The organism is Pseudomonas sp. MF6396 (genome assembly GCF_002018915.1).
Lineage (GTDB): Bacteria > Pseudomonadota > Gammaproteobacteria > Pseudomonadales > Pseudomonadaceae > Aquipseudomonas > Aquipseudomonas palmensis.
Window position 1 is genome coordinate 126802 of record NZ_MVOK01000008.1, and the last position, 26061, is coordinate 152862.

The window sequence follows — 26061 nt, forward strand, 5'->3', positions numbered from 1 at the left end:
ATGAGCACCCCTTCGAGCTGGCGCGAGCGGCTCTACGTCATCGTCTTTCAAGCCGACACCGTGGCCGGCCGGCGCTTCGACAGCATTCTGCTGCTGATCATCCTGGCCAGCCTGATCACCGTCATCCTCGACAGCATCGACGAGGTCCACCAGGGCTACGCCGGGCTGCTGGCCTGGATCGAGTGGGGCTTTACCGCCATCTTCCTGGCCGAATACCTCACCCGCCTGTACTGCTCGCCCAAGCCGCTGCGCTATGCCTTCAGCTTCTACGGGCTGGTGGACCTGCTGGCGATCGTGCCGGGCATCATCGCCATCTACTACAGTGACGCGCAGTACCTGCTGATCATCCGCGTGATCCGCATGCTGCGCATCTTCCGCGTGCTCAAGCTCGGCCCGTACCTCAAGCAGGCCAACTACCTGATGTCGGCGCTGCGCGGCAGCAAGCAGAAGATCATCGTGTTCCTGGTCAGCGTGTCGACCCTGGTCACGGTGTTCGGCACCCTGATGTACGTGGTCGAAGGCCCGGAACACGGCTTCACCAGCATCCCCAAGGGCATCTACTGGGCCATCGTGACCCTGACCACCGTGGGCTTTGGCGACATCGTGCCCAAGACCCCGCTGGGCCAGGTGATTTCCTCGCTGGTGATGATCACCGGCTACTCGATCATTGCCGTGCCCACCGGCATCTTCACTGCCGAGCTGGCCAACGCCATGCGCGGCGAACAGCTGCAGCACGCCTGCCCCACCTGCCACAAGGGCAGCCACGAGCAGAGCGCCGCGTTCTGTTCACGCTGCGGCAATGCGCTGTTCAAGAAAATGGAATAACCAAAGCACTTTTTAATCTTTAAGCGACTAAGGCCGAGCCGCTATAGTCGCTGGCATAATGCCTTTCTCCCAACTCGAACAAGGAATGCGCAGTGAAAAAACTCTTTGGTGCCTCGCTTCTGGCCGCAGGCCTGGCCCTGGGCAACCTCGCCCAGGCCGCCCCGACCACCCTGCTCAACGTCTCCTACGACGTGATGCGCGACTTCTACAAGGACTACAACGCCGCGTTCCAGAAGCACTGGGAAGCCGAGCACAAAGAGAAGATCAACGTGCAGATGTCCTTCGGCGGTTCGAGCAAACAGGCGCGCTCGGTGATCGACGGCCTGCCGGCCGACGTCATCACCATGAACATGGCCACCGACATCAATGCCCTGGCCGACAACGGCAAACTGGTGCCGGACAACTGGGTCACCCGCCTGCCCAACAACAGCGCGCCCTTCACCTCCGCCACCGTGTTCATCGTGCGCAAGGGCAACCCCAAGGCCCTGAAGGACTGGCCCGACCTGCTCAAGGACGGCGTACAGGTGATCGTGCCCAACCCCAAGACCTCGGGCAACGGCCGCTACACCTACCTGTCGGCATGGGGCTATGTGCTCAAGAACGGCGGTGACGAGAACAAGGCCAAGGACTTCGTCGGCAAGCTGTTCAAGCAGGCACCGGTGCTCGATACCGGTGGCCGTGCCGCGACCACCACCTTCATGACCAACCAGATCGGCGACGTGCTGGTGACCTTCGAGAACGAAGCCGAGATGATCGCGCGCGAATTCGGTCGCGACCAGTTCGAGGTGATCTACCCGAGCGTGTCGGCCGAAGCAGAGCCGCCGGTGAGCGTGGTCGACAAGGTGGTGGACAAGAAGAAAAGCCGTGCCACCGCCGAGGAGTACCTCAAGTACCTGTGGTCGCCTGAAGCCCAGGAAATTGCCGCCAACAACTACCTGCGCCCACGCGACGCGACCGTGCTGGCCAAGTACACCGACCGCTTCCCCAAAGTCGACTTCCTGTCGGTGGAAAAGACCTTCGGTGACTGGCGCACCGTGCAGAAGACCCACTTCAACGACGGCGGGATCTTCGACCAGATCTACACCGGGCAGTAAGGCCGGGTGACGAATCCGGGGCCTGTGACGGGCCCCGGATTTTTTGTGGCCGGCGTTCGGGCCTGTCGCGGGTCAAGCCCGCTGCCACAAGGTGATGTGCCGATTTCAAGGGCGATGTCGCACCTGTGGCAGCGGGCTTGACCCGCGATGAATTCACCTCGGTTTCGAACTTGCCCGGCAAATACCGATCAGTTCCTTGGACTACCCTTTCCGTCATTCACGGCTCAAGGAGTGCCCAGTGACCCGATTGCTCACCCTGTTGCTCGGTTGCCTGCTCAGCACGCAACTGCTCGCCGCCAGCCTCATCCCCGGCACCGACAGCGCCGAAACCGCCGAAAAAGCCCCGGAACCCGTGGTTCAGGGCGGCCTGCTCGGCGCCCTGGCCAACAGCCTCGACAGCGTCACCCAGGAAATCGACGTCGACGGTCACCTGGTCGACGCATGGCGCCTGCGCGCCAATCGCGCCAGCAAGGAGGCCAACCAGCTGGTCGACCGCCACGCCGAAGACTCCTTCGACCTGCTGGTGGACTTTGCCCTGCTCAGCCTCACCTGGCTGGTGGTGTTCGGCGTGCTCACCAGCCTGGGCCGCGTGCTGTCCCACCACATCAATCGCAGGCGCCCGCTGCGCGAACGTCCGCGGTTGCAGAAACTGCTCGGCTACCTGCTGCCCTACACCCTGCCGGCCCTGGCCAGCCTGCCCGCCACCCTCTACGCCAGCACGCGCCTGCTCGACCCCTCGATCGGCCGCGCGCTGGGCCTGAGCCTGGCCTACGCCACCAGCAGCGGCCTGTTCTCGACGTCGATCATCCTGTGCCTGATCACCGTGTTCGACACCGGCCACAAGCGCACCGCCGTGCGCATCATCCGCAAGATCGCGCCACGCCCGTTGTTCATGATCGGCTTTCTCGCCGCCTGGGCCGACGCCCTGACCAGCCCGCAGATCACCCGCCAGATCGGTGGCAACCTCACCAGCAGCATCGCGGTGATCACCGGCCTGCTGGCCACCTTCGCCTTCGCCGCGCTGGTGATCCGCCTGCGCCGCCCGGTGGCCCACCTGATCCGCAACCGCGACCTGCACGACCGCCTGCAGCACCGCGCCCTGCAGGAAACCCTGCGGATCTTCTCGTGGCTGTGGTACCTGCCGATCCTGATGATGATCCTGGTATCGGCGATCAACCTGATCGGCGCCGGCGAAGAAAGCCAGAAGGCCCTGCAAAAGGCCCTGCTGACCACGGTGCTGCTGGTGGGCACGGTGTTCCTGAGCACGGTGCTGCAGCACCTGTTCAAGTCCCGCGAGGTCGACCCCGGCCAGCGCCTGCGCCCCTACAAGGAACTGGTGCGCAACCTCGCCCACGCGCTGCTGCGCATCGGCATGGCCATCGCCTTCATCGAGCTGCTGGGGCGCATCTGGGGCTTTTCGGTGCTCGAATTCGCCGTGCGCAACAGCCTGGGCCGGGCAATCAGCGATTCGCTGAGCAGCATCGGGTTGATCTTGCTGGTCACCTGGCTGCTGTGGGTGGTGATCGACACCGCCATCCAGGAAGCCCTCAAGCCCAGCGCCGGCCGGCGCGCTTCGCGCCAGCCCAGCACACGGGTGCGCACCATCCTGCCGATGCTGCGCAACGCGGTGAAGATCGTGCTGGTGGTGATCTGCACCATCACCACCATGGCCAACCTGGGCATCAACGTGGCGCCGCTGCTGGCCGGTGCCGGGGTGGTCGGCCTGGCCATCGGTTTCGGTTCGCAGCAGCTGGTACAGGACGTGATCACCGGCCTGTTCATCCTGATCGAGGACACCATCGCCATCGGCGACTGGGTGGTGCTCGACTCCGGCCACGCCGGCACCGTCGAGAGCCTGACCATCCGCACCCTGCGCCTGCGCGACGGCAAGGGCTTCGTGCACTCGGTACCGTTCGGCCAGATCAAGGCCGTCACCAACCAGTCGCGCCAGTTCGCCTATGCGTTCTTCTCGGTGCAGTTCAGCTACCAGACCGATGTCGACAGCGCCCTGCACCTGATCCGCGAGGTGGGCCAGTCGATCAGCGAGGACCCGGTGCTGCGCCACAGCCTGCAAGGGCCGCTGCAGGTGTTCGGGGTGGACGCCATGAACCTCAACGGCATCACCCTCACCGCCCAGTTCCGCACCACCTCGGGCGGGCAGTACGCAGTGAACCGGGCGTTCAACGAACGCCTGAAAAAGCGCGTGGACCAGACCGACGACGTGAGCTTCGCGCAGTATTACCCGCAGCCGGCCCACGTACGCGACGAAACGGTGTAGACACTGCGGCGTTCAACCTTCCCGGCATGGGAAGGTGGTGCTAAAGTCGCCGCCATGAAATTTACCCGTGCCGACCGCTCGCTGATTGCCTGGACGCTGTACTTCAGCGTCCTGTTCAATCTGTTCGCCTGCGGTATCGGCCACGGGCAGATGATGGGCCTGCAGCTCAACGGCATCGGCGGAGCCTTCTGCTCGGCCATGGGCACCCCGGGCCCGACCCTCAAGACCGATTACAGCGACGCCTCCATCGCCGGCTGGGACAGCCTGCAAACCTGCCCGGTGTGTGCCGCGGCCGTGGTGTGCCTGGCCCTGAGCCTGGTGATCGGCTGGCTGCTGGCGTTCACCCGCACGCGCCGCTACCACCGCGAACTGCGCAGCAAGGCGCCACCTCGCTACTGCTGGCCCTCGGCCAACCCGCGCGCCTCCCCCCTGCTGGCCTGATCCAACCCGGCAGCCTTGCCGCTGCCCGTACCGGCACACGCCTGCGCCACTGCGCGGGGGTGCCGTTGGCTCACCTGCAGAGTTCGCTCAATGACCCCTTTCCCACGTTTGCAGGGCTGCACTGCCCTGCTCTGCGCCCTGTCGCTCAACGCCGTTGCCGACGAGGCACTCGTGCTGCCCGATGTACTGGTCAGCGACCGGCCGATTCCGGTGGACGGCGTGTTGCTCGACACCCCCTCGCAAACCGGTTCGCGCCTGGGCCTCACGCCCCGCGAAACCCCGGCCTCGATCAGCATCGTCAACCGCCAGCAGATCGAACAGCGCGGCGCCAGGACCACCCAGGACATGCTCGCCGGCGTACCCGGCCTGAACGCCGCCTCCCCGCCCGGCTCGGCCGGCTCGGTATCGTACCGGGGCTTTTCCGGGGCGCAGATCACCCAGCTGTTCAATGGCATCAGCGTGCAGTACGACTCGATCGCCGCACGCCCGGTCGACAGCTGGATCTATGACCGCGTCGAAGCGGTCGGCGGCCCGTCCAGCTTCCTGTTCGGCGCCGGCGCCGTAGGCGGCTCGATCAACTACATCACCAAGCTGGCCAACCGCGACGAAGACTTCAATGAAGGCCGCGTCAGCTATGGCAGCTACGACAGCAGCGAGACCTCGTTCGGCTTCAACCACGCACTCAACGACACCAACCATGCGCGCCTGGATTTCAGCCATACCCGCAGCAATGGCTACGTCGACCGCGAGGAGCGCGATGCCTGGAGCGTGGCGTTCTCGCTGCTGACCGACATCAACGACCAGCTGTCCCACACCCTGGCACTCGAATACCAGAACGAGAGCGTCGACAGCCCCTACTGGGGCAGCCCGGTGCTCAACCCGCTGGGCGGCCAGATGAAGGTCGACAAGAGCCGGCGCTTCGAGAACTACAACGTCGAGGACGGGCGCTACGAGCAGCGCGTGCGCTGGCTGCGCTCGATCACCGAGTACCGTTTCGACGACGCCACCTCGTTGCGCAATACGCTTTACCACTACAACGCCGAGCGCAACTTCCGCAATCTCGAGACCTACACCTACAACGCCGACAACAGCCGCGTGCAACGCTCCGGCAGCCTGCTGCAACGGCACGACCAGGAGCTCAACGGCAACCGCGTGGAACTGCTGCATGACGGCCAACTGTTCGGCCTGCGCAGCCAGTGGTCGACGGGCCTGGACTACAGCCACAACGTGCAGATGACCTACCCGCGCTCGGGCACCGCTGCCGGCAGCGTCGACCCCGACCACTTCGACCCGGGACACTTCTACGACCTGCCGGGCATGTTCCCCGGCTACGAGAAGAACCGTCAGAACACGGTCGACACCTGGGCCGGCTTTTTGGAGAACCGCCTGACCCTGACCGATCGCCTGACCCTGCTGACGGGCCTGCGCCACGACAGCATCGACCTGCAGGTACGCAACTACCGCGCCGTCAACGAGGCCAACCCGGCGCAGTTCAAACGCCGCTACCAGCCCACCACCGGGCGTGTGGGCCTGGTGTTCGAGCTGACCCCGTCGGCCAACGTGTATGTGCAGTACAGCACCGCCGCCGACCCGCCCGCCGGCATGCTCACCACCGCCAGCTTCGGCCAGGTGCGCGACTTCGACCTGAGCACCGGCAAGCAGCTGGAGGTGGGCAGCAAGTTCGACTTTCTGGACGGACGCGGTTCGGCCACCGTGGCCGCCTACCGCATCGAGCGCGACAACCTGGCCACCGCCGACCCGGCCAACCCCGGCTTCACCCAGCCGGTGGGCAAGCAGTCGTCACGCGGTATCGAGGTGGCGGCGGCGCTGCGCGTCACCCCGCAACTGCTGGCCGAAGGCAACTTCGCCTATGTCGATGCGCAGTACGACGCGTTCAACGAAAACGTCGGCGGCCAGTCGTTCTCGCGCAAGGGCAACACCCCCACCAACACCCCGGACCGGGTGGCCAACCTGTGGCTGACCTACGACCTGGACCCGCAGTGGCAGGTGGGCGGCGACAGCCGCTATGTGTCGTCGGTGTACGCCGATGCGGCCAACACCCGCTACGCGCCGTCGTACACCCTGTTCGGGGCCTTCGTCGGCTACAAGGTGGATGCCGACACGCGCATCACCGCGCGGGTGCGCAACCTGACCGACGAGGTGTACGCACGCTGGACCTCGTCGAGCATGCTCTACCTGGGTGCACCGCGCACCTTCGAACTGGCGGTGCAGACCCGCTTCTGACTGGGCCGGGCCGGGGCGTTCGCGCCCTGGCCCTGATGGAGCGTCGCAATGAAGCGTTATCTGTATCTGTGGCATCGCTGGCTGGGGATCGTGACCTGCGTGTTCATGGCGCTGTGGTTCGTCTCGGGCATGGTGATGCTGTACGTGGGCTACCCCAAGCTGACCCCGCGCGAGCACCTGGCGCACCTGCCGGCGCTGTCGGCGCAGGGCTGTTGCGTCTCGCTGGGCGAGGCGCTGGCGGTGACCGATCCGCAACCTGCACGCATACGCCTGAGCAGCGTGGCCGGGCAGGCGCTTTACCTGTTCGACTATGCCAGCGGCGAGGCCGTGGCGGTGGACGCAACTAGCGGCCAGCGCATCGCCCCCACCAACCGCGAACGGGCGCTGGCCAGTGCCGGGCAATACGACCCGCATGCGCCGCTGACCTATCGCGACGCGGTGCAGGAAGACCTGTGGAGCCATTCGCGCGCACTGGATGCGCACCGGCCGCTGCACCGCGTGCAGTTGAGCGATACGGACGGCACCTTGCTGTACATCAGCGGCCAGACCGGCGAAGTGGTGCGCGATGCCAGCGCCAGCGAGCGCGGCTGGAACCTGATCGGCGCCTGGCTGCACTGGCTGTATCCATTGCGCGGCATCGGCGTGGACGGGCTGTGGAGCAACCTGGTGATCTACCTGTCGCTGGCAGCCAGCGTGATGGCGCTGTTGGGCGCGGTGGTGGGTGTGATGCGCTGGCGCTTCAGCCGGCCCTACCGCAGCGGTTCGCGTTCGCCGTACAAGGGCTGGGCACGCTGGCACCATGTGGGCGGGTTGCTGTTCGGTGCCCTGGCCATCACCTGGATTTTCAGTGGGCTGATGTCGATGAACCCGTGGCGGCTGTTCAGCAGTGCGCAGCCGCTGGATACCTCGGCGTATCAGGGCGGGCCGCTGAATGCGGCGGCGTTCCCGCTGTCGGTGCCCCAGGCACTGGCGCGCTTTGCCGACCAGGGCTTCACCGCCCGCGAGCTGGAGTGGCGGCTGATCGGGGGCGCGGGGTATGTGGTGGGCCAGGACGGCGCGGGACGCACGCGGGTACTGTCGATGCACGACGGCCAGGTGCTGCAGCGTCTGCCGCGGGCGGTGCTGGAGCAGGCGGCGCGGGCGATCGGGCCGGCGATGCAGGTGCAGCAGTTGGAGGCCTACGACTTCTACTACTACGCACGGGCCGAGCAGAGCATGCTCGGGCATCTTGAAAAGCGTCTGCCGGTGCTGCGGGTGCGCTTCGACGACCCGGCGCAGACCTGGCTGCATCTGGACCTGTACACCGGTGAAGTACTGGGGCAACTGGACCAGCCACGGCGCGCGTCACGCTGGCTGTTCGCGTTGCTGCACAGCTGGGACTGGCTACCGCTGCTGACGCGGCGGCCGTTGTGGGATGGGTGGATGATCGTGCTCAGCCTGGGTGGGCTGGTGCTGAGCGTGAGTGGTGTGGTGATGGGGTGGCGGCGTTTGCGCCGCTAGCCTCATTCGCCGGCAAGGCCGGCTCCTACAGACGACGCAAAACCTGTAGGAGCCGGCCTTGCCGGCGAACAATTCACCCCGGTCACCCCTGGCGAAACACCAGCGCCTTCAGCCCGCCCACCGGATCACTGTCCGCAAACTCCGGTGGATTGGCCAGACGCTCCACGAACACCAGCCCCGGCGCCTCGGCTGCCATCCCCTCGATCAGAAAGTCAGGCCCGATGGCCGGGTCGTTCACGCACGCCAGCACCGTGCCGCCTTCATTCAACAGCTCCGGCAGGCGGCGCAGGATCTTGCTGTAGTCCTGGGTCAGCACAAAGCTGCCCTTCTGGAACGTCGGCGGGTCGATGATGATCAGGTCATACGGCCCGCTCTTGCGCACCTTGCCCCATGACTTGAACAGCTCATGCCCCAGAAACCCCACCCGCCCCAGGTCATGCCCGTTGAGCCGATGGTTGTCGCGCCCGCGGCTCAGGGCCGAGCGCGCCATATCGAGGTTGATCACCTGCTCGGCCCCCCCGGCAATCGCTGCCACCGAAAACCCGCAGGTGTAGGCGAACAGGTTGAGCACCCGCTTGCCCGCCGCCTGCTCCCGCACCCAGCGCCGGCCATAGCGCATGTCCAGGAACAGCCCGGTGTTCTGCTTCAGGCCCAGGTCCAGCTGATAGCGCAGGCCATCCTCGTCGATCACCCGGTGCTCGCTCGGCTCGCCCAGCAACCACTGGCCGGGGCTGTCGGGCAGGTAGCGGTGCTGAATCAGGATCGCCTGCCCGGGCCAGCCAGGGCTGGCGGCCAGGGTGCGCAGCATCTGCTCCAGCGTGGCCAGTTGCCCTTCGGGCGGTTCGCGAAACAGCGAGACCAGCAGCACGCCCTGCAGCCAGTCCACGGTGATCTGTTCGAGCCCCGGCCAGCAGCGCCCGCGCCCATGGAACAGGCGCCGGGTTTCGGCAGGCGCAGGGTTCAGGGCACCGAGCAGGTGGGCGTGAAGGGTGGCAATCGGCATGGCAGGATTCACTGGGACAAAAAGGGCTATTTTAGCGGCAAGCTTCACGCAGCAAGCGACAAGTTTGCGCCGGGCGCCTGTTTACTTGTCGCTTGTGGCGTGCAGCTTGCCGCTCGCCCTCCACCACCAGCCCTGCTGCATGCCGGCAGCCGCCAGCAGAATCGCCGCCACCCCCAGCCATTGCAGCGCGCTCAAGCGATGGCCAAAGGCAAACCAGTCGACGAAGATCGCCGCAATCGGGTAGATGAACGACAGCGCCCCGGTCAACGCGGTCGGCAGTTTCTGGATGGCGCCATACAGCAGCACGTACATCAGGCCGGTGTGCACGATACCCAGCGTCACCAGGCTGGCCAGCGCCCCCGCAGTGCCCGGCAGGCCGCCGGTATTGGCAAAGGGCGCCAGCAACAGGATGCCGGTGCTCACCTGGATCAGCGCGATCAGGTGCGGCGGCGTGCCACTCAGGCGCTTGATGATCAGCGCGGCCACCGCGTACAGAAACGCCGCGCCCAGCGCCAGCGCGATGCCCAGCAGGTAATCCTCGCCACTGCCCTGCCCGCTGCCGTGGGCACTCACAATGGCCAGCATCCCGGCAAACGACACCCCCAGCCAGAACAGCTTGGGCACACTGAGCTTTTCACCCAGAAACACCGCCGCCAGCCCCACCAGCATGAACGGCTGCACGTTGTACACCGCCGTACCGATGGCAATCGAGGCCCGTGAATAGGAGCCGAACAGCAGCACCCAGTTGCCCACGATGGCCACCCCGCTGAGTACCGCCAGGGCAAAGCTGGCACGTGTGAGGATGCCCGGCCGCAGAAAACCCAGCACGGCGCACACCAGCAACAGCGTGCCGGCGCCGAACACGCAGCGCCAGAACACCACGTCCAGCACCGGTTGCCCCGACACCAGCACGAACCAGCCGATGGTGCCGGATATCAGCATCGCGGCGACCATTTCCAACGACCCACGGCGTATTGAATTGTCCATCTCTCACCTCCCAGACGATGGACAGATTATGCGAGCGAAAAGCCAGGGCACTCCATAGCAAAAACAAGGCTAGACTCAAGCCTTGCCTTTTTTATCAAGGCAATTTCATTGATCTGCCTGACGAGGACTGCATGACTGATGATATCGACCAGCTGTTGATCAAGGCGCTGATGGAAGACTCGCGGCGTTCGCTCAAGGCGCTGGCGCACCTGAGCGGGCTGTCGGCGCCCAGCGTCAGCGAGCGCCTGCGTCGCCTGGAAGAACGCGGCGTGCTCAAGGGCTACACGGTCGACATCGACCCGCGCAGCTTCGGATACCAGTTGCAGGCCATCGTGCGCATTCGTCCGTTGCCGGGGCAACTGCAGGAGGTGGAGCGCCAGATCATCGCCATCCCCGAGTTCACCGAGTGCGACAAGGTCACGGGTGACGACTGCTTCATCGCGCGCCTGCATGTACGCTCGATGGAGCAGCTCGACACCCTGCTCGACAAGCTCAACAGCCACGCCGAAACCAACACCGCCATCGTCAAGAAAAGCCCGGTGAAGCGACGGCTGCCGCCGATGGCATAAGCGCCATACTGGCGGGCAGCGCGGGATTCGCAGAGCAACGGCACGTTCCACACATATGCTAGCCTTGCGCCCCTCTCCCGCAAGGACGCACCGTCACCATGTTCGCTTTCCCAAGGCCCCTCTGCATGCTGGGCCTGGCGCTGGCCTTCACCAGCGCCCACGCCACCGACCCGATCAACCTGTACCAGGGCGCCCTCGGCGAGCGCAAGGTCGAGGTCGCCCTGCAATACACCTCGCAGTACGAGTACGTGCAAGGCTACCTGCTGGACATCGAGCACCACACCAGCCTGCCACTGGAAGTGACGCCCTACAGCAAGGACGTGCCACTGCTGATCAACATCATGGACAACCCGCGCATGCCCGCCGCAGCATTGCGGGTGCGCCCCTTCGTGTTCACGCACGATCGCGACTTCAGTGGCGAATGGATCGACCTGCGCACCCGGGAACGTGTGCCCTTCAGCCTCACGCGCCAGACTCGCTTCAGCGACGAGCAGCGCTCCAGCTGGCAAGGCGCGCTGCTGCAACAGCCGCAGAACCGCGGCAAGAGCTTCTATGTGCACGCCAGCAAGGCCGAGGGCGAATACACCGGCAAGGTCGATCGCATCACCATCATCGACCTCGCCAGCGGCAGCACACTGCAGGTGCTGGACAACCTGGCGCTGGCGTTCAACGGCACCCGCACCCTGACCTTCGCCGACTACAACGGTGACGGCATCATCGACTTCAGGGCCTCGCCCATCGGCCAGCGCGCCACCGGCGGCGCCAACCAGGAGCCGGACCAGTTCTACCTGTACCAGCCCACCAGCAATACCTACCAACGCCACACCGAACTCGAAGCGCTGGGCGACAAGGGCGCGCTCAAGTTCCCCGCCCCCGGCTGGGTAGCCCAGCGCCAGGGCAGCAACTACGACACCGGGACCAGCGACTGGCAGTACTACCACTTCGTCGACCCCAAGCAACTGGTGTGGCAGCGCCACAGCGTGGAGCCTTTCTGATGCCGTTTCGTACCCTGTTCGCCTGCCTGCTGCTGTGCCTGAGCGCCAATGCCCTGGCCTACCATTCCGTGTACCAGGGCAAACTCGGCGGGTTGCCGGTGACGCTGGTGATCGAGCGCACCAACGACTACGTGACCGGTATCTACTACTACGAGCGCTACCACACGCCGATCCGGCTCAAGCCCACGCGCAACACCGACACCTACAACTTCGCCATGGACGAACTGGACAGCGGCGGCCTGCCCACCGCGCGCCTGCATTTCCAGAAAGCCGATTTCAGCAGCCGTGCCCAGCCGCTGCAAGGCACCTGGACCGCCTACGCCAGCGGCAAGCAGCTGCCCTTCACGCTCAAGCTGGTGGCCGACATCGGCCTGCAGACACCCTCGTCGGGCGCGGTACTGCCCCAGGCCGCATCCACCGAACGCTTCTACTTCCAGTTGCCGATGGACATGGACTATGCCGCCCTCGAAACCATCCAGGTGATGGACAAGGCCACCGGCAAGCTGCAGCAGACGCTGGAGGTGAAGGTGCCGGGCTGTCGCAGCAAGGGTATCGACACCGTCCAGGTACGCCTGCAGGGTGGCGCCACCCAGGTGCTCATCCCTTCCAGCCCGTATTGCCTGGGCAAGACGTTCGAGTGGCGCGAGGCCAGCGCACGCTTCGAGGTGGTGAACTAGCCCTCAGCTCGGGCAGGCGAGGTCGCCGTTGTCCAGCCCCTGCTTGTAGTTGCGGCTGAGCAAGCTGGCCTTGCCGTCGTGCCAGGTCAGGGTCAGCACATACAGCGAGTCGAAATCCTCGCCGTCCCAGTCGTCGGTGATGGTGCGTTTTTCGCCCAGCGCCTTGCCGGCCACGGTGTTGATCAGCTCGGGCAGGTAGCCGTGTGACCACGCGGTGTAGACCGTGGCGTTGCGGTACTTGTCCTGCAGCAGCTCGTCGGCCAGGTCGCCGGTGTCGTTGGCGCCGAAGTCGATGTTCACCGGCAGGCCGAGCTTGATCGCGCTCGGGCTGATGGTCATCAGCGGACGGATATAGCTGTAAGCATTGTCGTTGCTGCCCTCCTCCACTTCGCGGCTGGGGTTGGCGGCAAACACGTAGTCGGCGGGGCCGAATTTTTCCGGGAGCAGAGTGGCCAGGTCCAGGGCGCGGTTGAGGCCCTGGCAGTTCAGTTGCCCGAGGCCTTCGCCGGGCTTTTCTGCATGGCGCAGGAAGACCAGGGTCTGGGTGCCGTCCACCGGCTGGGCTCGGCTTTCGAGCGCTTCGAAGGTCAGCAGGGTGGCGCCGACGACCAGCGGAACGGAAAACAGCGCAGGGCGATAACGCCGAAAAAAGGAGGGCAACTTCATGGCACGGGCTCTTTGCGACAAATAGGGTTGAGGCTGACCCGCCTGTGCCACCCCGCAGCCGAGGCTGCGGGGTGATCCCTGTCTGTCGTTCCATCCGTGGAAACGGGCGTGCTTGAGAGTGTCGCAAACCCGTTTGGTTCATCCGTGCCGGCTCAGCCTTGAGCCAGCGCCAGTCTGGCGCAGGGATGTTTCGCGATGATGACGCTCAGATCAGCTTGCGCCGGATCGCTTCTTCAACCGAACTGCGGCTCAGGTGCTCGATGATGGCATCGCCCGAATCGTTGAACGGCACCGCGAAGATCAACAGCAATTGCATCCAGGTGGTGATGGTTTCGCTCTTGCTGACCTTGCCGATGAGTTTGCCTTCACGGTCCTTGTACAGCGTCTCCAGGGTCAGGGTGTTGTCGAAGGTGGACGGGATGATGAACAGCGTCGCACCGGTCAGCGTCGCCGCCAGCACGTTGCCTTGCTCGTTGTTCCTGAGCGTGACGTAGGCGTACACGTCGGAGTCGACCTTCTCGCTGGTCACCCGTGTGAAGCGCTCGCTCTGTTCATAGCTCTGCACCAGGGTCTTTTCGAAACGCATCAGGTTGGCGTTGCTGGCGCGCGGCTGGCCGTCGAACTCGTACAGTGTGTTGAAGCGCACATAGGCGGTCTTGTGCGCGGGCGCCGCATCGGCGGCAGGCAGCGGCGGCCAGGCTTCGACCACCGGCAACTGGTGCTGGGAGTAGCTGATGCAGCCGGTCAGGGCCGTGCTGAGGGCCAGCAACAGGGCCATTAGGCAATGACGCATGGTTGAATTCCTTTCAGTGAGTGGCCAATTGCGGGGCAGCCGTCGCGGTGTCGAGCAACCTGGTGATCAGCTGACGCAACTGCACGCCCCCCAGGCTGCCGTTGGCATAGTCGTTGTCGTACAGGCCGACATTGTTGTCGAGCTTGACCTGCTCGGTTACGCGGGTGAGGCGCTTGCCGTCGCGGTCTTCGATCACCAGCTCGCCGGCCAGGTCGTACTTGTCGACATAGATCGGGCCGTTGAACCAGATCCAGAACGTCAGCGTCACCAACGCGCCGGGAACGTAACCGGGGTGCGTGGTGCGCTTGCCCTTGAGCGAGGTGATGGTGAACTTGAGCACTACATCCTGCTCGCCCAGGGTGGCGGGAAATTCCACCAGTTTGGTGAAGTACTCGCCGCGGTCGACGTAGTGGCTGATCTGTGCGGTGAGCTGGCGGCTGATGTTCAGGCGCACGTCATCCTTGAGGTCGGGCGCGGTGATGGCCACGTCGGCGATCTGGGCGCCCCGCTGTGCAGTATTGTCGGCCACGGTGACCGGTTCGCCGATCGGGCCCACCGGTGTGAAGGAGTAGCAACCGGTAAGGCCGAGGCAGGCCAGGAAAAGAAAACAGAAAGTACGCAGCACGCAAAATGTCCTTGCTTCGGGTGAGAGACAGGCTGTTATCGGCATCAGGGCCAAAGACTGTAATGAGAATGACTCAGCCCTCAATCGTCGCGGGTGAGGACCTCGAGCAACTCGATCTCGAAGGTGAGGGTCGAATTCGGCGGGATGCTGCCTACGCTGCGCGCGTCGTAACCCAGGTGCGCCGGCACGATCAGCTTGCGCTTGCCGCCCACCTGCATGCCCATCAGGCCCTGGTCCCAGCCCTTGATCACGCGGCCGGTGCCGATCACGCACTGGAACGGCTTGCCGCGTTGGTGGGAGGAATCGAATACGCTGCCATCGTCCAGCCAGCCGGTGTACTGGGTGGTGATCAGCGCCCCCTTGACGGCCGCCTTGCCGTCGCCCAACTGGAGGTCGATGATTTGAAGTTCGTTGCTCATGGGTGATCTCTGACGGCTATGGGACGTTTTCTGCCGATGCGTTTTCGCAGCAATGGCCGTGTTTTGCAAGGCTGTGGGGAGCGAACTCGGCTCATGAGGTGGCGCCGGCTGTCACCGGCTCGTGCTGGCGCATCGACCAGCACACCCCGCCCACCACCAGCACGATCGCCGCGCCCTCCAGCAGGTTCGGCCCGCTCTGGCGCCAGATGAACGCATACAGCAAGGCAAACAGGGTCTCGAACACGATCAACTGCCCGCTCAGGGTCAGCGGCATGCGCTTGGCTGCCGCATTCCACAACACCCCCGCCAGCCACGAGCCAAACAGCGCGCAACCCAGGCTGAACGCCCAGAACAGCTGCCAGCGCTCAGCAGTGGCCTGCACCTGCAACTGCTGCGGCTGCCACACCCACAGCAGCGCCACCAGCACCAGGCTGAACACGCCGGTCACCACCCCGGTGAGCACCGACCACTGATGGCTGTCCAGGTGCCGGCACTGCTTGAGATAGCGGCTGTTGTAGGTGGCGTACCAGGTCCAGCAGGCCAGCGCGGCCAGCGCATAGAGCAGCCCGGCGAGCTTGTCCTGCACCGCCCCCGGCTCCACCGCGAAGGTCTGCAGGTTGATGCACAGCATGCCCGCCAGGATCAGCGCCAATGGCCCGGCCAGGCGCGACAGGGCCACCGCGCCGCTGTCATTGCGCCCGTACAGGGTGATGGTCAGCGGCAGCACACCAACGATCAGCGATGCCGGCGCCACGCCCAGGCGCTGGATCGCCGCCACCAGGCACATGAAGTACAGCAGGTTGCCGATCAGCGCCAGGCGCGCCAGCATCCACACGTCTGCCCGTTCGAGCTGACGCAGAGCCTTGCGCATTGGCAGCAGCAGCGCGAGCGATACCGCCCCCAGCAGGACGAACCGCGCACAGGCCAGCAGCACCGGGCTGAACTCCGGCAGCAGTTGCGGCACCATCAGCACCATGCCCCACATCGCACCGGCCACGCCGGCATACGCCACACCCCGTTTCACTTGCCTGCTCCTCGTTTTTCAGAGCACGCAGGCTAGCCAAATGCAGGCGTCCAGGCAAAAGATCATTCGGCATGCAGGCATTCCCATGGGGAATACCTTTAAAGCGCAAAGCACCGGGTTTACCATCCAGCCATTCCCTGAACCGAAGACCCCGCAATGAGCCGCTTCAGCCGTCACCTGCCCCCGCTGGATACCCTGATCGCTTTCGAGGCGGTGGTACGCACCGGCAGTTTCACCCGCGCCGCCGCCGAGCTGTCGCTGACCCAGAGCGCGGTGAGCAAACAGATCAAGCTGCTTGAAGAACACCTGGGCGCGCCGCTGTTCGAACGCCGCGCCCGCGGCATCACCCTGACCGCCGCCGGCAGTGGCTTCAATGCCATCGTCGAGCCGATGCTCGACAGCCTGCTGGCCAACGTATTGCGCCTCAAGAGCGGGCACGGCAGCCGCAATGTCAGCGTGATCTGCACCCATGCGGTGGCACAGTACTGGTTGTTCCCGCGGCTGCTGCGCTTCAACGCACAGCACCCCGAGCTGACAGTGAACATCCATGCCAGCAACGAGATGGATGAACGCGTGGTGGGCAACTATGACTTCGGCGTGCTGTACGGCCATGGCCGCTGGAGTTCACTGCAGGCCGACAAGCTGTTCGATGAATGCATCTACCCCATCGTCAGCACCCAGCGGGCCCTGCCGCCAGCCGATTCGCTGGCGGCGCTGCAGGCCCTGCCGCTGATCCAGCTGGATGCCTCGGCCTGGAACTGTCTGGATTGGCCCGACTGGTTCGCGCACCTGGGGGTGCGCTACAAGGCGCCGGCCGATGCGGTGACATTCAATCAGATCACCCTGGTGTTCGACGCGGTGATGCAGGGTATGGGGGTGGGGTTGGGCTGGGAGCTCATGGCCCGCGAGCGCATCGCCAGCGGGCAGGTGCGGCCGGTGTCGGAGTTCATCGTGCACACCGGCCAGGCCGACTACCTGGTGCACGACAGGCAGCGTGTGTGCTCGCCGGCGGCCCAGGTATTCAGGGACTGGTTGCTGGCGCTCAACTGAACTGCGCTTGCACCTCGGCGCCGGTGAGGGTCCGGGTCTGGTTGGCGAAGCAATAGAAGCCCGGCTTCTGATCGATGTAGATCTGCAGTTCCAGCGCCCAGTCACTCTCGCCATCGAGCACGCCCACCGGCACGGCGTCGAAGCCGCCGGCCTTGAGGCGATAGAACAGGTGGGTGCCGCAGGTGCCGCAGAAGCCGCGCTGTGCCCACTCGGAGGAATCGTAGATGCGCGGGGTGTCGCCGCTGAGCCTGAGGGTCTGGGTGCTGTGCACCACCATCAACGGGCCACCGGACCATTTGCGGCACATGCTGCAATGGCAGGCGCTGACACTGGCGTTGTCGAGGCTGACGCTGAGGTGAATGGCGCCGCACAGGCAGCTGCCGTGTTTTTCCTGGGGTTGGGACATGGTGCAGGGTCCTTGCGGTGAGCGGTAGGGCTGAAGTCTAGCAGCAGTCGGCCCCGGCCCTTTCGCCGGCAAGGCCGGCCACTACAGCGGATTACGCCGTCACCGGGGTCAACACCGGTTCCCCGGCAAAGAACGCCTGCAGGTTGCGCAGCACCAGCGCCACCGTATCGCGCGCCGCTTCCGGCGACTGTCCGGCCACATGCGGGGTCAGCACCACGTTGTCCAGCGCCTTGAGTGCCTGCGGCACTTCAGGCTCGGCATCGAACACATCCAGCCCGGCCCCGGCAATACGCCCTTCGCGCAACGCCGCCACCATCGCATCGGTGTCCACCACGCTGGCCCGCGCAATGTTCACCAGAAAACCCTGAGGCCCCAGTGCGTCCAGCACCGCCGCGTCGACCAGGTGGCGCGTACCGGCCCCGCCCGGGGTGGCAACGATCAGAAAGTCCACCTCCCCCGCCAGCGCCAGCGGGCTTTCGCACCAGGTGTAGGGCACGTCGGTGCGTGGCCGGCGGTTGTGGTAGCTGACCTGCATGTCGAAGCCCAGCGCCGCACGCCGGGCAATCGCCAACCCCGTCGCGCCAAGGCCCAGTACCCCGAGGCGCTTGCCGCTCAGCGACGGGCTGATCACACGGTTCCACTGCCCCTGGCGGGTGGTGGCATCGGCACGGGGAATATCGCGCACGATGGCGAACAGCAGCGCCAGGGCATGGTCGGCCACCGCAGTGGCGTTGGCACCGGCGCCATTGGTCACGGTGATGCCACGCGCAGCAGCCGCTGCCAGGTCCACTTCCTCATAGCCGGCGCCGATGACGCAGATGATTTTCAGATGGGGCAAGGCGGCGATTTCGTCGGCTCGCAAGCCCAGCGGCCCGCGGGTCAGTACCGCATCGATTGCGCCGCCGTGGCGGGCGATGGCCTCGGCACGCAGGGCCGGGGTCTGTGCCCGAATCAGCTCGAAGCCGGCCTGTTCGAGCAAGGGCAGGTAGTCATCCACCGTTTCTACCAGCACCAGTACCTTGTGTGTCATGCCCTGCCCCCTGGCCATTCGCAAAAGGGGCATTATGCCGGCTTGGGCTTACTGGGCGAAAGCCCGTCCCAGGCCGCCCGGCACGCCGCTGCTGTCGGTGTCCTGCCAGGGGCCGTCAGGGCTGGTGGCCCAGCTCCAGCCATTGCTGAAGCGGTAGTAGGTGCGTTGGCGGTAGAAGGTGTTGGTCTTGCCTTCGAGCACGTACACCCCGAGTTTAGGGTCCCAGTGGCTGGCGCCACCCGGCGGCGGCGCGAAGCTTGCCGAGGTGCGTGGCATCGGCTTGGGCGTCGGCAGCGTGGCCGGGGTACCTGGCTTGGGCCCCGGCACCGGTTTGATCACCGGCCCGGTCGGCGGCAGGGTTTCGATCGGCGGCACGGTGGGCTCGCTGGGCCGATGCACCGTACACGCACTCAAGCCCACGGCCAGGGCGATCAGGGTGAGGCGTGCGATGCTGTTCATAGTGGTCTCTCTACGGGTCCGGGCTGTCGATGGTCAGGTGCTGCGGCGCCTCGGTGCTGCTGGCCAGCGGGCTGCCACGGCCGATCCACTCGCCCTTGGTCGGCTGGCCGGCACGGGAGACGCGCGCAACCAGTTGGACTTCGGGGAAGCTCGACAGTTTCATGTTCGGCATCATCGCATCGCTGTCGCTGAGCTGAACCTCGATCGGCAGGTCGGCCACGGTCACGCGCTTGGCCGCCAGCGGCATCGGCGGCCCGGAACTGGCGCGGGCAAAGATGAACACGCTGTCATCGGGACGCACCTTGTCCTTGAGCGCCGGCGCCAGCTCGACCCGCACCGTCAGGCGTGCGTTGGTGGCCGGCGCCTGGCCCGCGGCCTTGAGCCGTTCGCCAGCACGCTCGATGCCGCCCTGCAGCGCGGCACGCGAGGCATCGCCCTCGGGCAACTGGGCAATCAGACGGTTCCAGTAGTCGATGGCCTGCTGGTAGCGCCCGTCCTCGAAAGCGGCGATACCCAGCAGCCCCAGGCTGGTGACTTCCGCCGGATCGGCCTTGAGCGCTTCGTCGGTCAACGCCTGCATCTGCGCTGTCCACTGCTTGCCGTTACCGAAGTACAGCGCCTGCGCCCATTGCCCAAGCAGCTCAGGCTGACGCCCGGCCAGGGCGGCAGCGCGTTCGAAGGCCTTGGCGGCATCGGCGGCGCGTTCCTGGGCCATGTAGGCACGGCCCAGCAGGTACAGGCCTTCGGCCGAGTCTGGCTGGGCCTGCACCGCACGCTCCAGGCGCGAGGTCATCTCCTGCACCGACTGCGGCGCCTGGGCGAACTCGCGGGTCAGCTCGACCTTGTCGCTGGCGCCAAAGTGCAGGTACAGCCCGAGGCCCATCACCGGCACCAGCACCGCGGCCAGCAGCGGCCAGGTCTTGCCCAGGCGCGCACTGCGGTCGGGTTCGGCGTTGTCGGTGTCGGCCAGCAGTTCGCGGGCGGCCTCGTCGCGGCCACGGTCCAGTTGCTCGGTGGTGAGCACGCCGGCCTCGCCCTGGGCCTGCAGTTCGGCCACGCGCTCCTGGTACAGGGCCACGTTCAACGCGGTACGGTCTTCTTCCTGTTGCGCACGACGCACGCGCAACACCGGGATCAGCAGAAAGCTCAGGGCTACCAGTAACAGCAGGCCTGCGGGAAGCCAGAATTCAGTCATGGGTGCGTTCTTTGTCCAGCAGTTTGGCGAGGCGCTCACGCTCCTCGGGGGAAAGGTTGACGGTGCCGCCCGCCGCCTGGGTACGGCGCTTGCGCACGATCAGCGCCAGCATGCCGAAGCCGCCCAGCAGCAGGATGCCCGGGCCGAACCACAGCAGCCAGGTACGCGCCGTCAGGGCCGGCTTGTAGCGCACGAAGTCGCCATAGCGGTCGACCATGAAGTCGATGATCTGCTGGTTGTCCTTGCCTTCGCCGAGCATGCGGAAGATCTCGCGGCGCAGGTCGGCGGCAATCGGTGCGTTGGAGTCGGCGATGTCCTGGTTCTGGCACTTGGGGCAGCGCAGTTCCTTGGTCAGCACGTGGTAACGCTCGCGCTCGGCGTCGTCGGCGAACTGATAGGTGTCGATGGCCGCGTGGGCCACGCCGGCGATGCTCAGGCCCAGCAGCGCGCCTGCCAGCCAGCGCCTCATTGGCCGGCCTCGTCGAGCAGGCCCTGGTACAGCGGCGCCAGTTGCTCGCGCCACACGGTCTGGTCGACCACGCCGACGAACTTGTGACGGATGATGCCCTTGGCGTCGATGATGAAGGTCTCCGGCGCGCCGTACACACCCAGGTCCAGGCCGAGGGTGCCGTGCTCGTCACGGATGCCGATCTGGTAGGGGTTGTGGAACTCGGTCAGCCACTTGATCGCAGCCGCGTTCTCGTCCTTGTAGTTGACCCCGTAGATCACCACGCCCTGCTCGGCCAGCTTGTTCAGCACCGGGTGCTCGACCTTGCACGAGGGGCACCAGGTGGCCCACACGTTGACCAGCGCCGGCTTGCCCAGCAGGTCGTCGCGGGTCAGGGTCCGGTCGCCTTCCACGGTCGGCAGCGAGAACGCCGGGAAGGGTTTGCCGATCATCGCAGAGGGCAGCTCGGACGGGTCCAGGTACAGGCCCCGGTACAGAAACACCGCCACCAGCAGAAACACCGCCAGCGGCAGCACCATGATCCAACGCTTCATGCAGTTGCTCCCGACATGCCCAGTACTTCACGTACCCGGCTTTTCACCTTGACCCGATACCGCTTGTCCATCGCCGCCATCAGGCCGCCCAGGCCGGTCAGCAGGCCGCCCAGCCAGATCCAGCGCACGAACGGCTTGACGTGCACGCGCACGGCCCAGGCGCCGTTGTCCAGCGACTCGCCCAGCGCCACGTACAGGTCGCGGGTGAAACCGGCATCGATGCCGGCCTCGGTCATCACCGACTGCTGCACGGTGTACAGGCGTTTTTCCGGGTGCAGCACGCTGATTTCACGACCGTCCCGCAGCACGCGCACGGTGCCCTTGTCGGAGGTGAAGTTCGGCCCTTCGAAATGCTTGGCGCCTTCGAACACGAACTGGTAGCCGCCCAGTTCCATCGACTCGCCCGGCGCCAGGCGCAGGTCGCGTTCGGCGCTGTTGTTGCTCGACAGCACCACGCCCAGGGCGCATACCGCGATGCCCAGGTGCGCCACGTGCATGCCCCAGTAACTGCGGCTCAGGCCGCGCATGCCCTTGAGCAGGCCCTTGTGACGGGTCTTGTCGAGCAGGTCGCGCACGCCGGCCAGCAGGATCCACGCCGCCAGGGCGAAGGTGGTCAGTACCTGCCAGTCGAAGTCGTCCACCAGCAGCCCGCCGATGGGCGCCAGCACCACGCTGCCGATCGCCACCGGGGTGAGCATGCTCACCAGCCATTTCGTCGGGGTGTCCTTCCAGCGCACGATCACGCCGACCGCCATCACCACCATCAGCAGGGCCATCAGCGGGATGAACAGCGCATCGAAGTAAGGCGGCCCCACCGACAGCTTGGCCCCGGTCAGTGCATCGAGCACCAGCGGGTACAGGGTGCCCAGCAGGATCATCGAGGCCGCCACCACCAGCACCAGGTTGTTGGCCAGCAGCAGGGTTTCCCGCGACCACAGGGCAAACCCGACCTGGCTCTTGACCACCGGGGCGCGCAAGGCGAACAGAGTCAGCGAACCGCCGACCACGAACAGCAGGAAGATCAGGATGAACACGCCGCGCTCGGGGTCGGCGGCAAAGGCGTGCACCGAGGTCAGCACGCCGGAACGCACCAGGAAGGTGCCCAGCAGGCTCAGCGAAAACGCAGCGATCGCCAGCAGCACGGTCCAGCTCTTGAACACGCCGCGCTTCTCGGTGACGGCCAGCGAGTGGATCAGTGCGGTGCCCACCAGCCACGGCATGAACGAGGCGTTTTCGACCGGGTCCCAGAACCACCAGCCACCCCAGCCGAGCTCGTAGTAGGCCCACCACGAGCCCAGGGTGATGCCGATGCCCAGGAACGCCCAGGCCACGATGGTCCAGGGCCGCGACCAGCGTGCCCAGGCCGCGTCCAGGCGCCCGCCGAGCAAGGCGGCGATGGCGAAGGCGAAGGCCACCGAGAAGCCCACGTAGCCCATGTAGAGCATCGGCGGGTGCACGATCAGGCCGATGTCCTGCAGCAGCGGGTTGAGGTCGCGACCATCGGCAGGCACCTGCGGCAGCAGACGCTGGAACGGGTTGGAGGTAACGATCAGAAACGACAGGAAGCCCACGCTGATCATGCCCATCACCGCCAGCACCCGGGCCAGCATCACCTGCGGCAACTGGCGCGAGAAGATCGACACGGCGAAGGTCCAGCCGCCCAGGATCAGCGCCCACAGCAGCAGCGAGCCTTCGTGGGCGCCCCACACGGCGCTGAACTTGTAGTACCAGGGCAAGGCGCTGTTGGAGTTGCTGGCCACATACGCCACCGAGAAGTTGTCGGTCATGAAGGCATGGGTCAGGCAGGCGAAGGCAAACGCCAGGAAGGCGAACTGGCCCCACGCCGCCGGGCGTGCAAGGCTCATCCACAGGCTGTCGCCCCGCCAGGCGCCGAGCAGCGGCACGCTGGCCTGAACGCCGGCAAAACAGATGGCCAGGATCATCGCCAACTGGCCCAGCTCGGGAATCATCAGTGCAGCATTCATGGCTTGGCTCCGCCGTCGGTGGACACCTGGCCGCTTTCCTTCAGGGCCTTGGTGACCTCGGGCGGCATGTATTTTTCGTCGTGCTTGGCCAGCACCTCGTCAGCCACCACCACGCCCTCGGCGTTGAGCTTGCCCAGGGCGACGATGCCCTGCCCTTCACGGAACAGGTCGGGCAGGATGCCTCGGTAGGTGATGGGCACCGACTTGTTGAAGTCGGTGACCACGAAACGCACGTCCAGCGAGTCGCCGGAGCGTTGCAGGGAACCGGCCTCGACCATGCCGCCGGCCCGGATGCGGGTATCGAGCGGGGCTTCGCCGTTGGCGATCTGGGTAGGGGTATAGAACAGGTTGATGTTCTGCTGCAGCGCGCTCAGGGCCAGGCCGACGGCGACGCCGACACCCACCAGCAGGCCGAGGATGATGAACAGACGCTTCTTGCGTTGCGGATTCACTTGGACTTCTCCCGGCGCAGGCGGCGCGCTTCTTCTTGCAGATACCGGCGCTTGCTCAGTACGGGCGCGGCAACATTGATGGCCAGCACCAGCAGGCAGATGCCATAGGCCGACCAGACATAGAGGCCGTGATGGCCCATGGCGAGGAAATCATTGAAGCTGGCAAAACTCATCGTGCGGTCTCCCGCCCCAGGTGGCCCAACACTTCATCCTTGACCCAACTGGCGCGTGCCTCGCGCCGCAGCACTTCAAGGCGCATGCGCAACAGCAGCACCGCGCCGAAGAAGCAATAGAACCCCAGCACGGTCAGCAGCAGCGGCAGCCACATCTCGGCAGGCATCGCCGGCTTTTCGGTGAGGGTGAAGGTGGCGCCCTGGTGCAGGGTGTTCCACCACTCCACCGAGTACTTGATGATCGGAATGTTGATCACGCCGACAATCGCCAGTACCGCGCAGGCCTTGGCCGCGCTCTCACGATTGCTGATCGCCTGGCCCAGGGCAATCAGACCGAAGTACAGAAACAGCAGGATCAGCATCGACGTTAGTCGTGCATCCCAAACCCACCAGCTGCCCCAGGTCGGCTTGCCCCAGATGGCACCGGTGCTCAGGGCCACCACGGTCATCCAGGCGCCGATGGGCGCGGCGCATTGCAGTGCCACGTCGGCGATCTTCATCTTCCAGACCAGGCCGACCACGCCGGCCACCGCCAGCATCACGTAGCACGACTGCGCCAGCATGGCCGCCGGCACGTGGATGTAGATGATTCGGAAACTGTTGCCCTGCTGGTAGTCCTGCGGGGCGAAGGCCAGGCCCCAGACCACGCCCACGGCGATCAGCAGGATGGCGGCGATGCTCAGCCACGGCAGCATGCGGCCGCTGATGGCATAGAACCATTTGGGTGAACCCAGCTTGTGAAACCACGTCCAGCTTATTGCGCTGCTTTTCATCACGGTACATCCAGGGTCTTTGCTGGGCGGGGCCCAGACCTCATTATTCGCCGACGCTGATCTTCAGGCCAGCCGCTATTGCAAAGGGTGCCAGGGTTACTGCAAGGGCGGTCAGGCTGCCAAGCCAGAGCAGGTAACCGGTCGCCGGCATAGCTTGCAGTGCCGCCTGCAAGGCGCCACTGCCCAGGATCAACACCGGGATATATAACGGCAAAATAAGCAGTGCCAGCAGCAGGCCACCGCGCTTCAAACCCACGGTCAAGGCTGCGCCCACTGCACCCAGCAGGCTCAGTATCGGGGTACCGAGCAGCAGCGAGGCCAGCAGTACCGGCAGGCATTGCACCGGCAAACCGAGCATCAGGGCCAGCAGCGGCGACAACAATACCAGTGCCAGACCGGAAAAGGCCCAGTGTGCCAGCACCTTTGCCAATACCAGAAGCGCCAGGGGGTGCGGCGAAAGGACCCACTGCTCGAGGGATCCGTCCTCGAAATCACTGCGAAACAGCCCGTCCAGCGAGAGCAGAACGGATAAAAGGGCGGCCACCCAGACTAACCCAGGGGACAAGTTTTGCAACAATTGCGTCTCCGGCCCGACCGCCAACGGGAACAACGCGATCACGATCGCGAAGAACACCAATGGGTTGGCAAGTTCGGCCGGACGGCGGCACAGCACCTGCGCTTCTCGGCGCAGCAAATGAACGAACACACTCATGCCGCGTACTGCCCCAGGTTCAGTTCTCGGTAGCCGGACGGCGTCTGCGCCAGCGTGTGGTGGGTGGTCAGCACGACCATGCCGCCGCGCTCGCAATGCGCCGCCAGGTGCGCTTCGAGCTGGGCCACGCCCTGCTTGTCGAGGGCGGTGAAGGGTTCGTCGAGAATCCACAGCGGCGGGCTGTCCAGGTACAGCCGCGCCAGCGCCACGCGGCGCTGCTGGCCGGCCGACAGGGTATGGCAGGCAACATCTTCGAAGCCGCGCAGGCCCACGGCCGCCAGTGCCTGCCAGATCGCCTCGCGGCTGGCAGGCTGATGCAGGGCGCACAGCCAGGCCAGGTTTTCCTCGGCGGTGAGCAGGTCCTTGATGCCGGCCGCATGACCGATCCACAGCAGCATCCTGGCCAGTTCGCTGCCCTGCTCGGCCAAGAGCTTGCCGTCCAGGTGGATTTCACCGCTGGTGGGCCGCATCAACCCGCTGAGCAGGCGCAGCAGGCTGGTCTTGCCGCTGCCATTGGGGCCGCTGATCTGCAGCATGTCACCGGCCGCCAGTTGCAGTTCGAGGTGTTCGAAAAGCATTCGCCAGTCGCGCTCGCAGGCCAGGCCCACAGCTTCGAGTCGAGGGGTCACAGGTTCGCCTTATGGTTCGGTCTCAAGTCGGTCCGGGCCTGGCCGTTATACTGAG

The 26061-nt window shown here is 65.5% G+C and carries 29 protein-coding genes; 10 read left to right on the top strand and 19 right to left on the bottom strand.

Annotated features, from left to right (window positions below; all coding sequences use genetic code 11):
* The 6 genes from MF6396_RS10530 to MF6396_RS10555 all read left to right on the top strand — a co-directional run bounded on the left by MF6396_RS10530 (position 1) and on the right by MF6396_RS10555 (position 8382).
* On the top strand, positions 1–825 hold the full coding sequence (locus tag MF6396_RS10530; RefSeq protein WP_043859890.1) for an ion transporter: 825 nt from the start codon (positions 1–3) through the stop codon (positions 823–825).
* 92 nt (positions 826–917) lie between these two features.
* The gene (locus MF6396_RS10535) at positions 918–1919 is read left to right on the top strand and encodes a sulfate ABC transporter substrate-binding protein (RefSeq protein ID WP_043859889.1); all 1002 of its coding nucleotides are present in this window, start codon (positions 918–920) and stop codon (positions 1917–1919) included.
* Positions 1920–2157: 238 nt separating this feature from the next.
* Positions 2158–4197 (top strand): mechanosensitive ion channel family protein, encoded by a 2040-nt coding sequence (locus MF6396_RS10540; RefSeq protein WP_043859888.1) that lies wholly within the window; start codon positions 2158–2160, stop codon positions 4195–4197.
* 54 nt (positions 4198–4251) lie between these two features.
* Positions 4252–4638, top strand: coding sequence for a DUF2946 domain-containing protein (locus MF6396_RS10545; protein ID WP_043859887.1), 387 nt, complete (start codon positions 4252–4254; stop codon positions 4636–4638).
* A gap of 90 nt (positions 4639–4728) precedes the next feature.
* Positions 4729–6882, top strand: a complete 2154-nt coding sequence (locus MF6396_RS10550) for a TonB-dependent receptor (protein ID WP_078480261.1) — start codon at positions 4729–4731, stop codon at positions 6880–6882.
* Between the two features lie 48 nt (positions 6883–6930).
* Positions 6931–8382 (top strand): PepSY domain-containing protein, encoded by a 1452-nt coding sequence (locus tag MF6396_RS10555; protein WP_078480262.1) that lies wholly within the window; start codon positions 6931–6933, stop codon positions 8380–8382.
* Between the two features lie 82 nt (positions 8383–8464).
* On the opposite strand, the gene MF6396_RS10560 is transcribed toward MF6396_RS10555, so the two are convergent.
* Both MF6396_RS10560 and MF6396_RS10565 read right to left on the bottom strand, forming a co-directional pair.
* Positions 8465–9385 (bottom strand): class I SAM-dependent methyltransferase, encoded by a 921-nt coding sequence (locus tag MF6396_RS10560; protein WP_102063796.1) that lies wholly within the window; start codon positions 9383–9385, stop codon positions 8465–8467.
* Positions 9386–9466: 81 nt separating this feature from the next.
* Positions 9467–10372, bottom strand: coding sequence for a DMT family transporter (locus MF6396_RS10565; RefSeq protein WP_054915609.1), 906 nt, complete (start codon positions 10370–10372; stop codon positions 9467–9469).
* 131 nt (positions 10373–10503) lie between these two features.
* Here MF6396_RS10565 and MF6396_RS10570 point away from each other — a divergent pair, with 131 nt between their 5' ends.
* From MF6396_RS10570 to MF6396_RS10580, 3 genes are all read left to right on the top strand, one after another.
* Positions 10504–10941: an Lrp/AsnC family transcriptional regulator gene (locus MF6396_RS10570; RefSeq protein WP_043861856.1), complete on the top strand. Its 438-nt coding sequence runs from the start codon at positions 10504–10506 to the stop codon at positions 10939–10941.
* Between the two features lie 98 nt (positions 10942–11039).
* Positions 11040–11936 (top strand): hypothetical protein, encoded by an 897-nt coding sequence (locus MF6396_RS10575; RefSeq protein ID WP_153046074.1) that lies wholly within the window; start codon positions 11040–11042, stop codon positions 11934–11936.
* Positions 11936–12613 (top strand): hypothetical protein, encoded by a 678-nt coding sequence (locus tag MF6396_RS10580; RefSeq protein WP_078480264.1) that lies wholly within the window; start codon positions 11936–11938, stop codon positions 12611–12613. Before MF6396_RS10575 ends, MF6396_RS10580 begins: the two co-directional genes overlap by 1 nt.
* A 3-nt stretch (positions 12614–12616) precedes the next feature.
* Here MF6396_RS10580 and MF6396_RS10585 read toward each other — a convergent pair whose 3' ends face one another.
* From MF6396_RS10585 to MF6396_RS10605, 5 genes are all read right to left on the bottom strand, one after another.
* Complete coding sequence (locus MF6396_RS10585; RefSeq protein WP_058542044.1) at positions 12617–13279, bottom strand: hypothetical protein; 663 nt, start codon at positions 13277–13279, stop codon at positions 12617–12619.
* Between the two features lie 205 nt (positions 13280–13484).
* A complete protein-coding gene (locus MF6396_RS10590) occupies positions 13485–14072 on the bottom strand; it encodes a hypothetical protein (RefSeq protein WP_153046075.1) in 588 nt (195 codons plus the stop codon).
* A 13-nt stretch (positions 14073–14085) separates the two neighbouring features.
* Positions 14086–14697: a hypothetical protein gene (locus MF6396_RS10595; RefSeq protein WP_043861852.1), complete on the bottom strand. Its 612-nt coding sequence runs from the start codon at positions 14695–14697 to the stop codon at positions 14086–14088.
* Between the two features lie 80 nt (positions 14698–14777).
* The gene (locus MF6396_RS10600; RefSeq protein WP_043861851.1) at positions 14778–15116 is read right to left on the bottom strand and encodes an FKBP-type peptidyl-prolyl cis-trans isomerase; all 339 of its coding nucleotides are present in this window, start codon (positions 15114–15116) and stop codon (positions 14778–14780) included.
* Positions 15117–15207: 91 nt separating this feature from the next.
* The gene (locus MF6396_RS10605; protein WP_043861850.1) at positions 15208–16140 is read right to left on the bottom strand and encodes a DMT family transporter; all 933 of its coding nucleotides are present in this window, start codon (positions 16138–16140) and stop codon (positions 15208–15210) included.
* Positions 16141–16296: 156 nt separating this feature from the next.
* Between MF6396_RS10605 and MF6396_RS10610 the strand changes: the two genes are divergently transcribed.
* Positions 16297–17190 carry a LysR substrate-binding domain-containing protein gene (locus MF6396_RS10610; RefSeq protein ID WP_078480266.1) on the top strand — a complete coding sequence of 298 codons (894 nt, stop codon included), beginning with the start codon at positions 16297–16299 and terminating at the stop codon, positions 17188–17190.
* Here the strand turns inward: MF6396_RS10610 and MF6396_RS10615 are convergent.
* From MF6396_RS10615 to ccmA, 12 genes are all read right to left on the bottom strand, one after another.
* On the bottom strand, positions 17183–17596 hold the full coding sequence (locus MF6396_RS10615) for a GFA family protein (RefSeq protein WP_078480267.1): 414 nt from the start codon (positions 17594–17596) through the stop codon (positions 17183–17185). The two genes, MF6396_RS10610 and MF6396_RS10615, sit on opposite strands and share 8 nt — an antisense overlap.
* Before the next feature lie 91 nt (positions 17597–17687).
* Positions 17688–18626: a 2-hydroxyacid dehydrogenase gene (locus tag MF6396_RS10620; RefSeq protein ID WP_078480268.1), complete on the bottom strand. Its 939-nt coding sequence runs from the start codon at positions 18624–18626 to the stop codon at positions 17688–17690.
* A gap of 48 nt (positions 18627–18674) precedes the next feature.
* Positions 18675–19085, bottom strand: coding sequence for a hypothetical protein (locus MF6396_RS10625; protein WP_043861846.1), 411 nt, complete (start codon positions 19083–19085; stop codon positions 18675–18677).
* Positions 19086–19095: 10 nt separating this feature from the next.
* Positions 19096–20280, bottom strand: a complete 1185-nt coding sequence (gene ccmI / locus MF6396_RS10630; protein ID WP_078480269.1) for a c-type cytochrome biogenesis protein CcmI — start codon at positions 20278–20280, stop codon at positions 19096–19098.
* Positions 20273–20749: a cytochrome c-type biogenesis protein gene (locus MF6396_RS10635; RefSeq protein WP_078480270.1), complete on the bottom strand. Its 477-nt coding sequence runs from the start codon at positions 20747–20749 to the stop codon at positions 20273–20275. Before MF6396_RS10635 ends, ccmI begins: the two co-directional genes overlap by 8 nt.
* Positions 20746–21282 carry a DsbE family thiol:disulfide interchange protein gene (locus MF6396_RS10640; RefSeq protein ID WP_043861843.1) on the bottom strand — a complete coding sequence of 179 codons (537 nt, stop codon included), beginning with the start codon at positions 21280–21282 and terminating at the stop codon, positions 20746–20748. The genes MF6396_RS10635 and MF6396_RS10640 overlap by 4 nt, the downstream gene beginning before the upstream one ends.
* Positions 21279–23252 (bottom strand): heme lyase CcmF/NrfE family subunit, encoded by a 1974-nt coding sequence (locus MF6396_RS10645; protein WP_167400228.1) that lies wholly within the window; start codon positions 23250–23252, stop codon positions 21279–21281. The genes MF6396_RS10640 and MF6396_RS10645 overlap by 4 nt, the downstream gene beginning before the upstream one ends.
* Before the next feature lie 11 nt (positions 23253–23263).
* Positions 23264–23719: a cytochrome c maturation protein CcmE gene (gene ccmE, locus MF6396_RS10650; protein ID WP_058542048.1), complete on the bottom strand. Its 456-nt coding sequence runs from the start codon at positions 23717–23719 to the stop codon at positions 23264–23266.
* Positions 23716–23892 (bottom strand): heme exporter protein CcmD, encoded by a 177-nt coding sequence (ccmD, locus tag MF6396_RS10655; RefSeq protein ID WP_043861840.1) that lies wholly within the window; start codon positions 23890–23892, stop codon positions 23716–23718. Before ccmD ends, ccmE begins: the two co-directional genes overlap by 4 nt.
* Positions 23889–24665, bottom strand: coding sequence for a heme ABC transporter permease (locus MF6396_RS10660; RefSeq protein ID WP_043861839.1), 777 nt, complete (start codon positions 24663–24665; stop codon positions 23889–23891). Before MF6396_RS10660 ends, ccmD begins: the two co-directional genes overlap by 4 nt.
* Positions 24666–24708: 43 nt before the next feature.
* Entirely contained in the window at positions 24709–25377 is a 669-nt protein-coding gene (gene ccmB / locus MF6396_RS10665; protein WP_078480271.1) for a heme exporter protein CcmB, read from the bottom strand.
* The gene (gene ccmA / locus MF6396_RS10670) at positions 25374–26006 is read right to left on the bottom strand and encodes a cytochrome c biogenesis heme-transporting ATPase CcmA (RefSeq protein ID WP_078480272.1); all 633 of its coding nucleotides are present in this window, start codon (positions 26004–26006) and stop codon (positions 25374–25376) included. The genes ccmB and ccmA overlap by 4 nt, the downstream gene beginning before the upstream one ends.
* Between the last annotated feature and the right edge of the window lie 55 nt (positions 26007–26061).

Excerpts from the sequence above, each read along its gene's own strand:
- MF6396_RS10530 (WP_043859890.1), top strand. The coding sequence starts at position 1 with ATGAGCACCCCTTCGAGCTGGCGCGAGCGGCTCTACGTCATCGTCTTT.
- MF6396_RS10545 (WP_043859887.1), top strand. The coding sequence starts at position 4,252 with ATGAAATTTACCCGTGCCGACCGCTCGCTGATTGCCTGGACGCTGTAC.
- MF6396_RS10550 (WP_078480261.1), top strand. The coding sequence starts at position 4,729 with ATGACCCCTTTCCCACGTTTGCAGGGCTGCACTGCCCTGCTCTGCGCC.
- MF6396_RS10555 (WP_078480262.1), top strand. The coding sequence starts at position 6,931 with ATGAAGCGTTATCTGTATCTGTGGCATCGCTGGCTGGGGATCGTGACC.
- MF6396_RS10560 (WP_102063796.1), bottom strand. The coding sequence starts at position 9,385 with ATGCCGATTGCCACCCTTCACGCCCACCTGCTCGGTGCCCTGAACCCT.
- MF6396_RS10565 (WP_054915609.1), bottom strand. The coding sequence starts at position 10,372 with ATGGACAATTCAATACGCCGTGGGTCGTTGGAAATGGTCGCCGCGATG.
- MF6396_RS10570 (WP_043861856.1), top strand. The coding sequence starts at position 10,504 with ATGACTGATGATATCGACCAGCTGTTGATCAAGGCGCTGATGGAAGAC.
- MF6396_RS10575 (WP_153046074.1), top strand. The coding sequence starts at position 11,040 with ATGTTCGCTTTCCCAAGGCCCCTCTGCATGCTGGGCCTGGCGCTGGCC.
- MF6396_RS10580 (WP_078480264.1), top strand. The coding sequence starts at position 11,936 with ATGCCGTTTCGTACCCTGTTCGCCTGCCTGCTGCTGTGCCTGAGCGCC.
- MF6396_RS10585 (WP_058542044.1), bottom strand. The coding sequence starts at position 13,279 with ATGAAGTTGCCCTCCTTTTTTCGGCGTTATCGCCCTGCGCTGTTTTCC.
- MF6396_RS10590 (WP_153046075.1), bottom strand. The coding sequence starts at position 14,072 with ATGCGTCATTGCCTAATGGCCCTGTTGCTGGCCCTCAGCACGGCCCTG.
- MF6396_RS10600 (WP_043861851.1), bottom strand. The coding sequence starts at position 15,116 with ATGAGCAACGAACTTCAAATCATCGACCTCCAGTTGGGCGACGGCAAG.
- MF6396_RS10610 (WP_078480266.1), top strand. The coding sequence starts at position 16,297 with ATGAGCCGCTTCAGCCGTCACCTGCCCCCGCTGGATACCCTGATCGCT.
- MF6396_RS10615 (WP_078480267.1), bottom strand. The coding sequence starts at position 17,596 with ATGTCCCAACCCCAGGAAAAACACGGCAGCTGCCTGTGCGGCGCCATT.
- MF6396_RS10620 (WP_078480268.1), bottom strand. The coding sequence starts at position 18,626 with ATGACACACAAGGTACTGGTGCTGGTAGAAACGGTGGATGACTACCTG.
- MF6396_RS10625 (WP_043861846.1), bottom strand. The coding sequence starts at position 19,085 with ATGAACAGCATCGCACGCCTCACCCTGATCGCCCTGGCCGTGGGCTTG.
- ccmI (WP_078480269.1), bottom strand. The coding sequence starts at position 20,280 with ATGACTGAATTCTGGCTTCCCGCAGGCCTGCTGTTACTGGTAGCCCTG.
- MF6396_RS10635 (WP_078480270.1), bottom strand. The coding sequence starts at position 20,749 with ATGAGGCGCTGGCTGGCAGGCGCGCTGCTGGGCCTGAGCATCGCCGGC.
- MF6396_RS10640 (WP_043861843.1), bottom strand. The coding sequence starts at position 21,282 with ATGAAGCGTTGGATCATGGTGCTGCCGCTGGCGGTGTTTCTGCTGGTG.
- MF6396_RS10645 (WP_167400228.1), bottom strand. The coding sequence starts at position 23,252 with ATGATTCCCGAGCTGGGCCAGTTGGCGATGATCCTGGCCATCTGTTTT.
- ccmD (WP_043861840.1), bottom strand. The coding sequence starts at position 23,892 with ATGAGTTTTGCCAGCTTCAATGATTTCCTCGCCATGGGCCATCACGGC.
- MF6396_RS10660 (WP_043861839.1), bottom strand. The coding sequence starts at position 24,665 with ATGAAAAGCAGCGCAATAAGCTGGACGTGGTTTCACAAGCTGGGTTCA.
- ccmB (WP_078480271.1), bottom strand. The coding sequence starts at position 25,377 with ATGAGTGTGTTCGTTCATTTGCTGCGCCGAGAAGCGCAGGTGCTGTGC.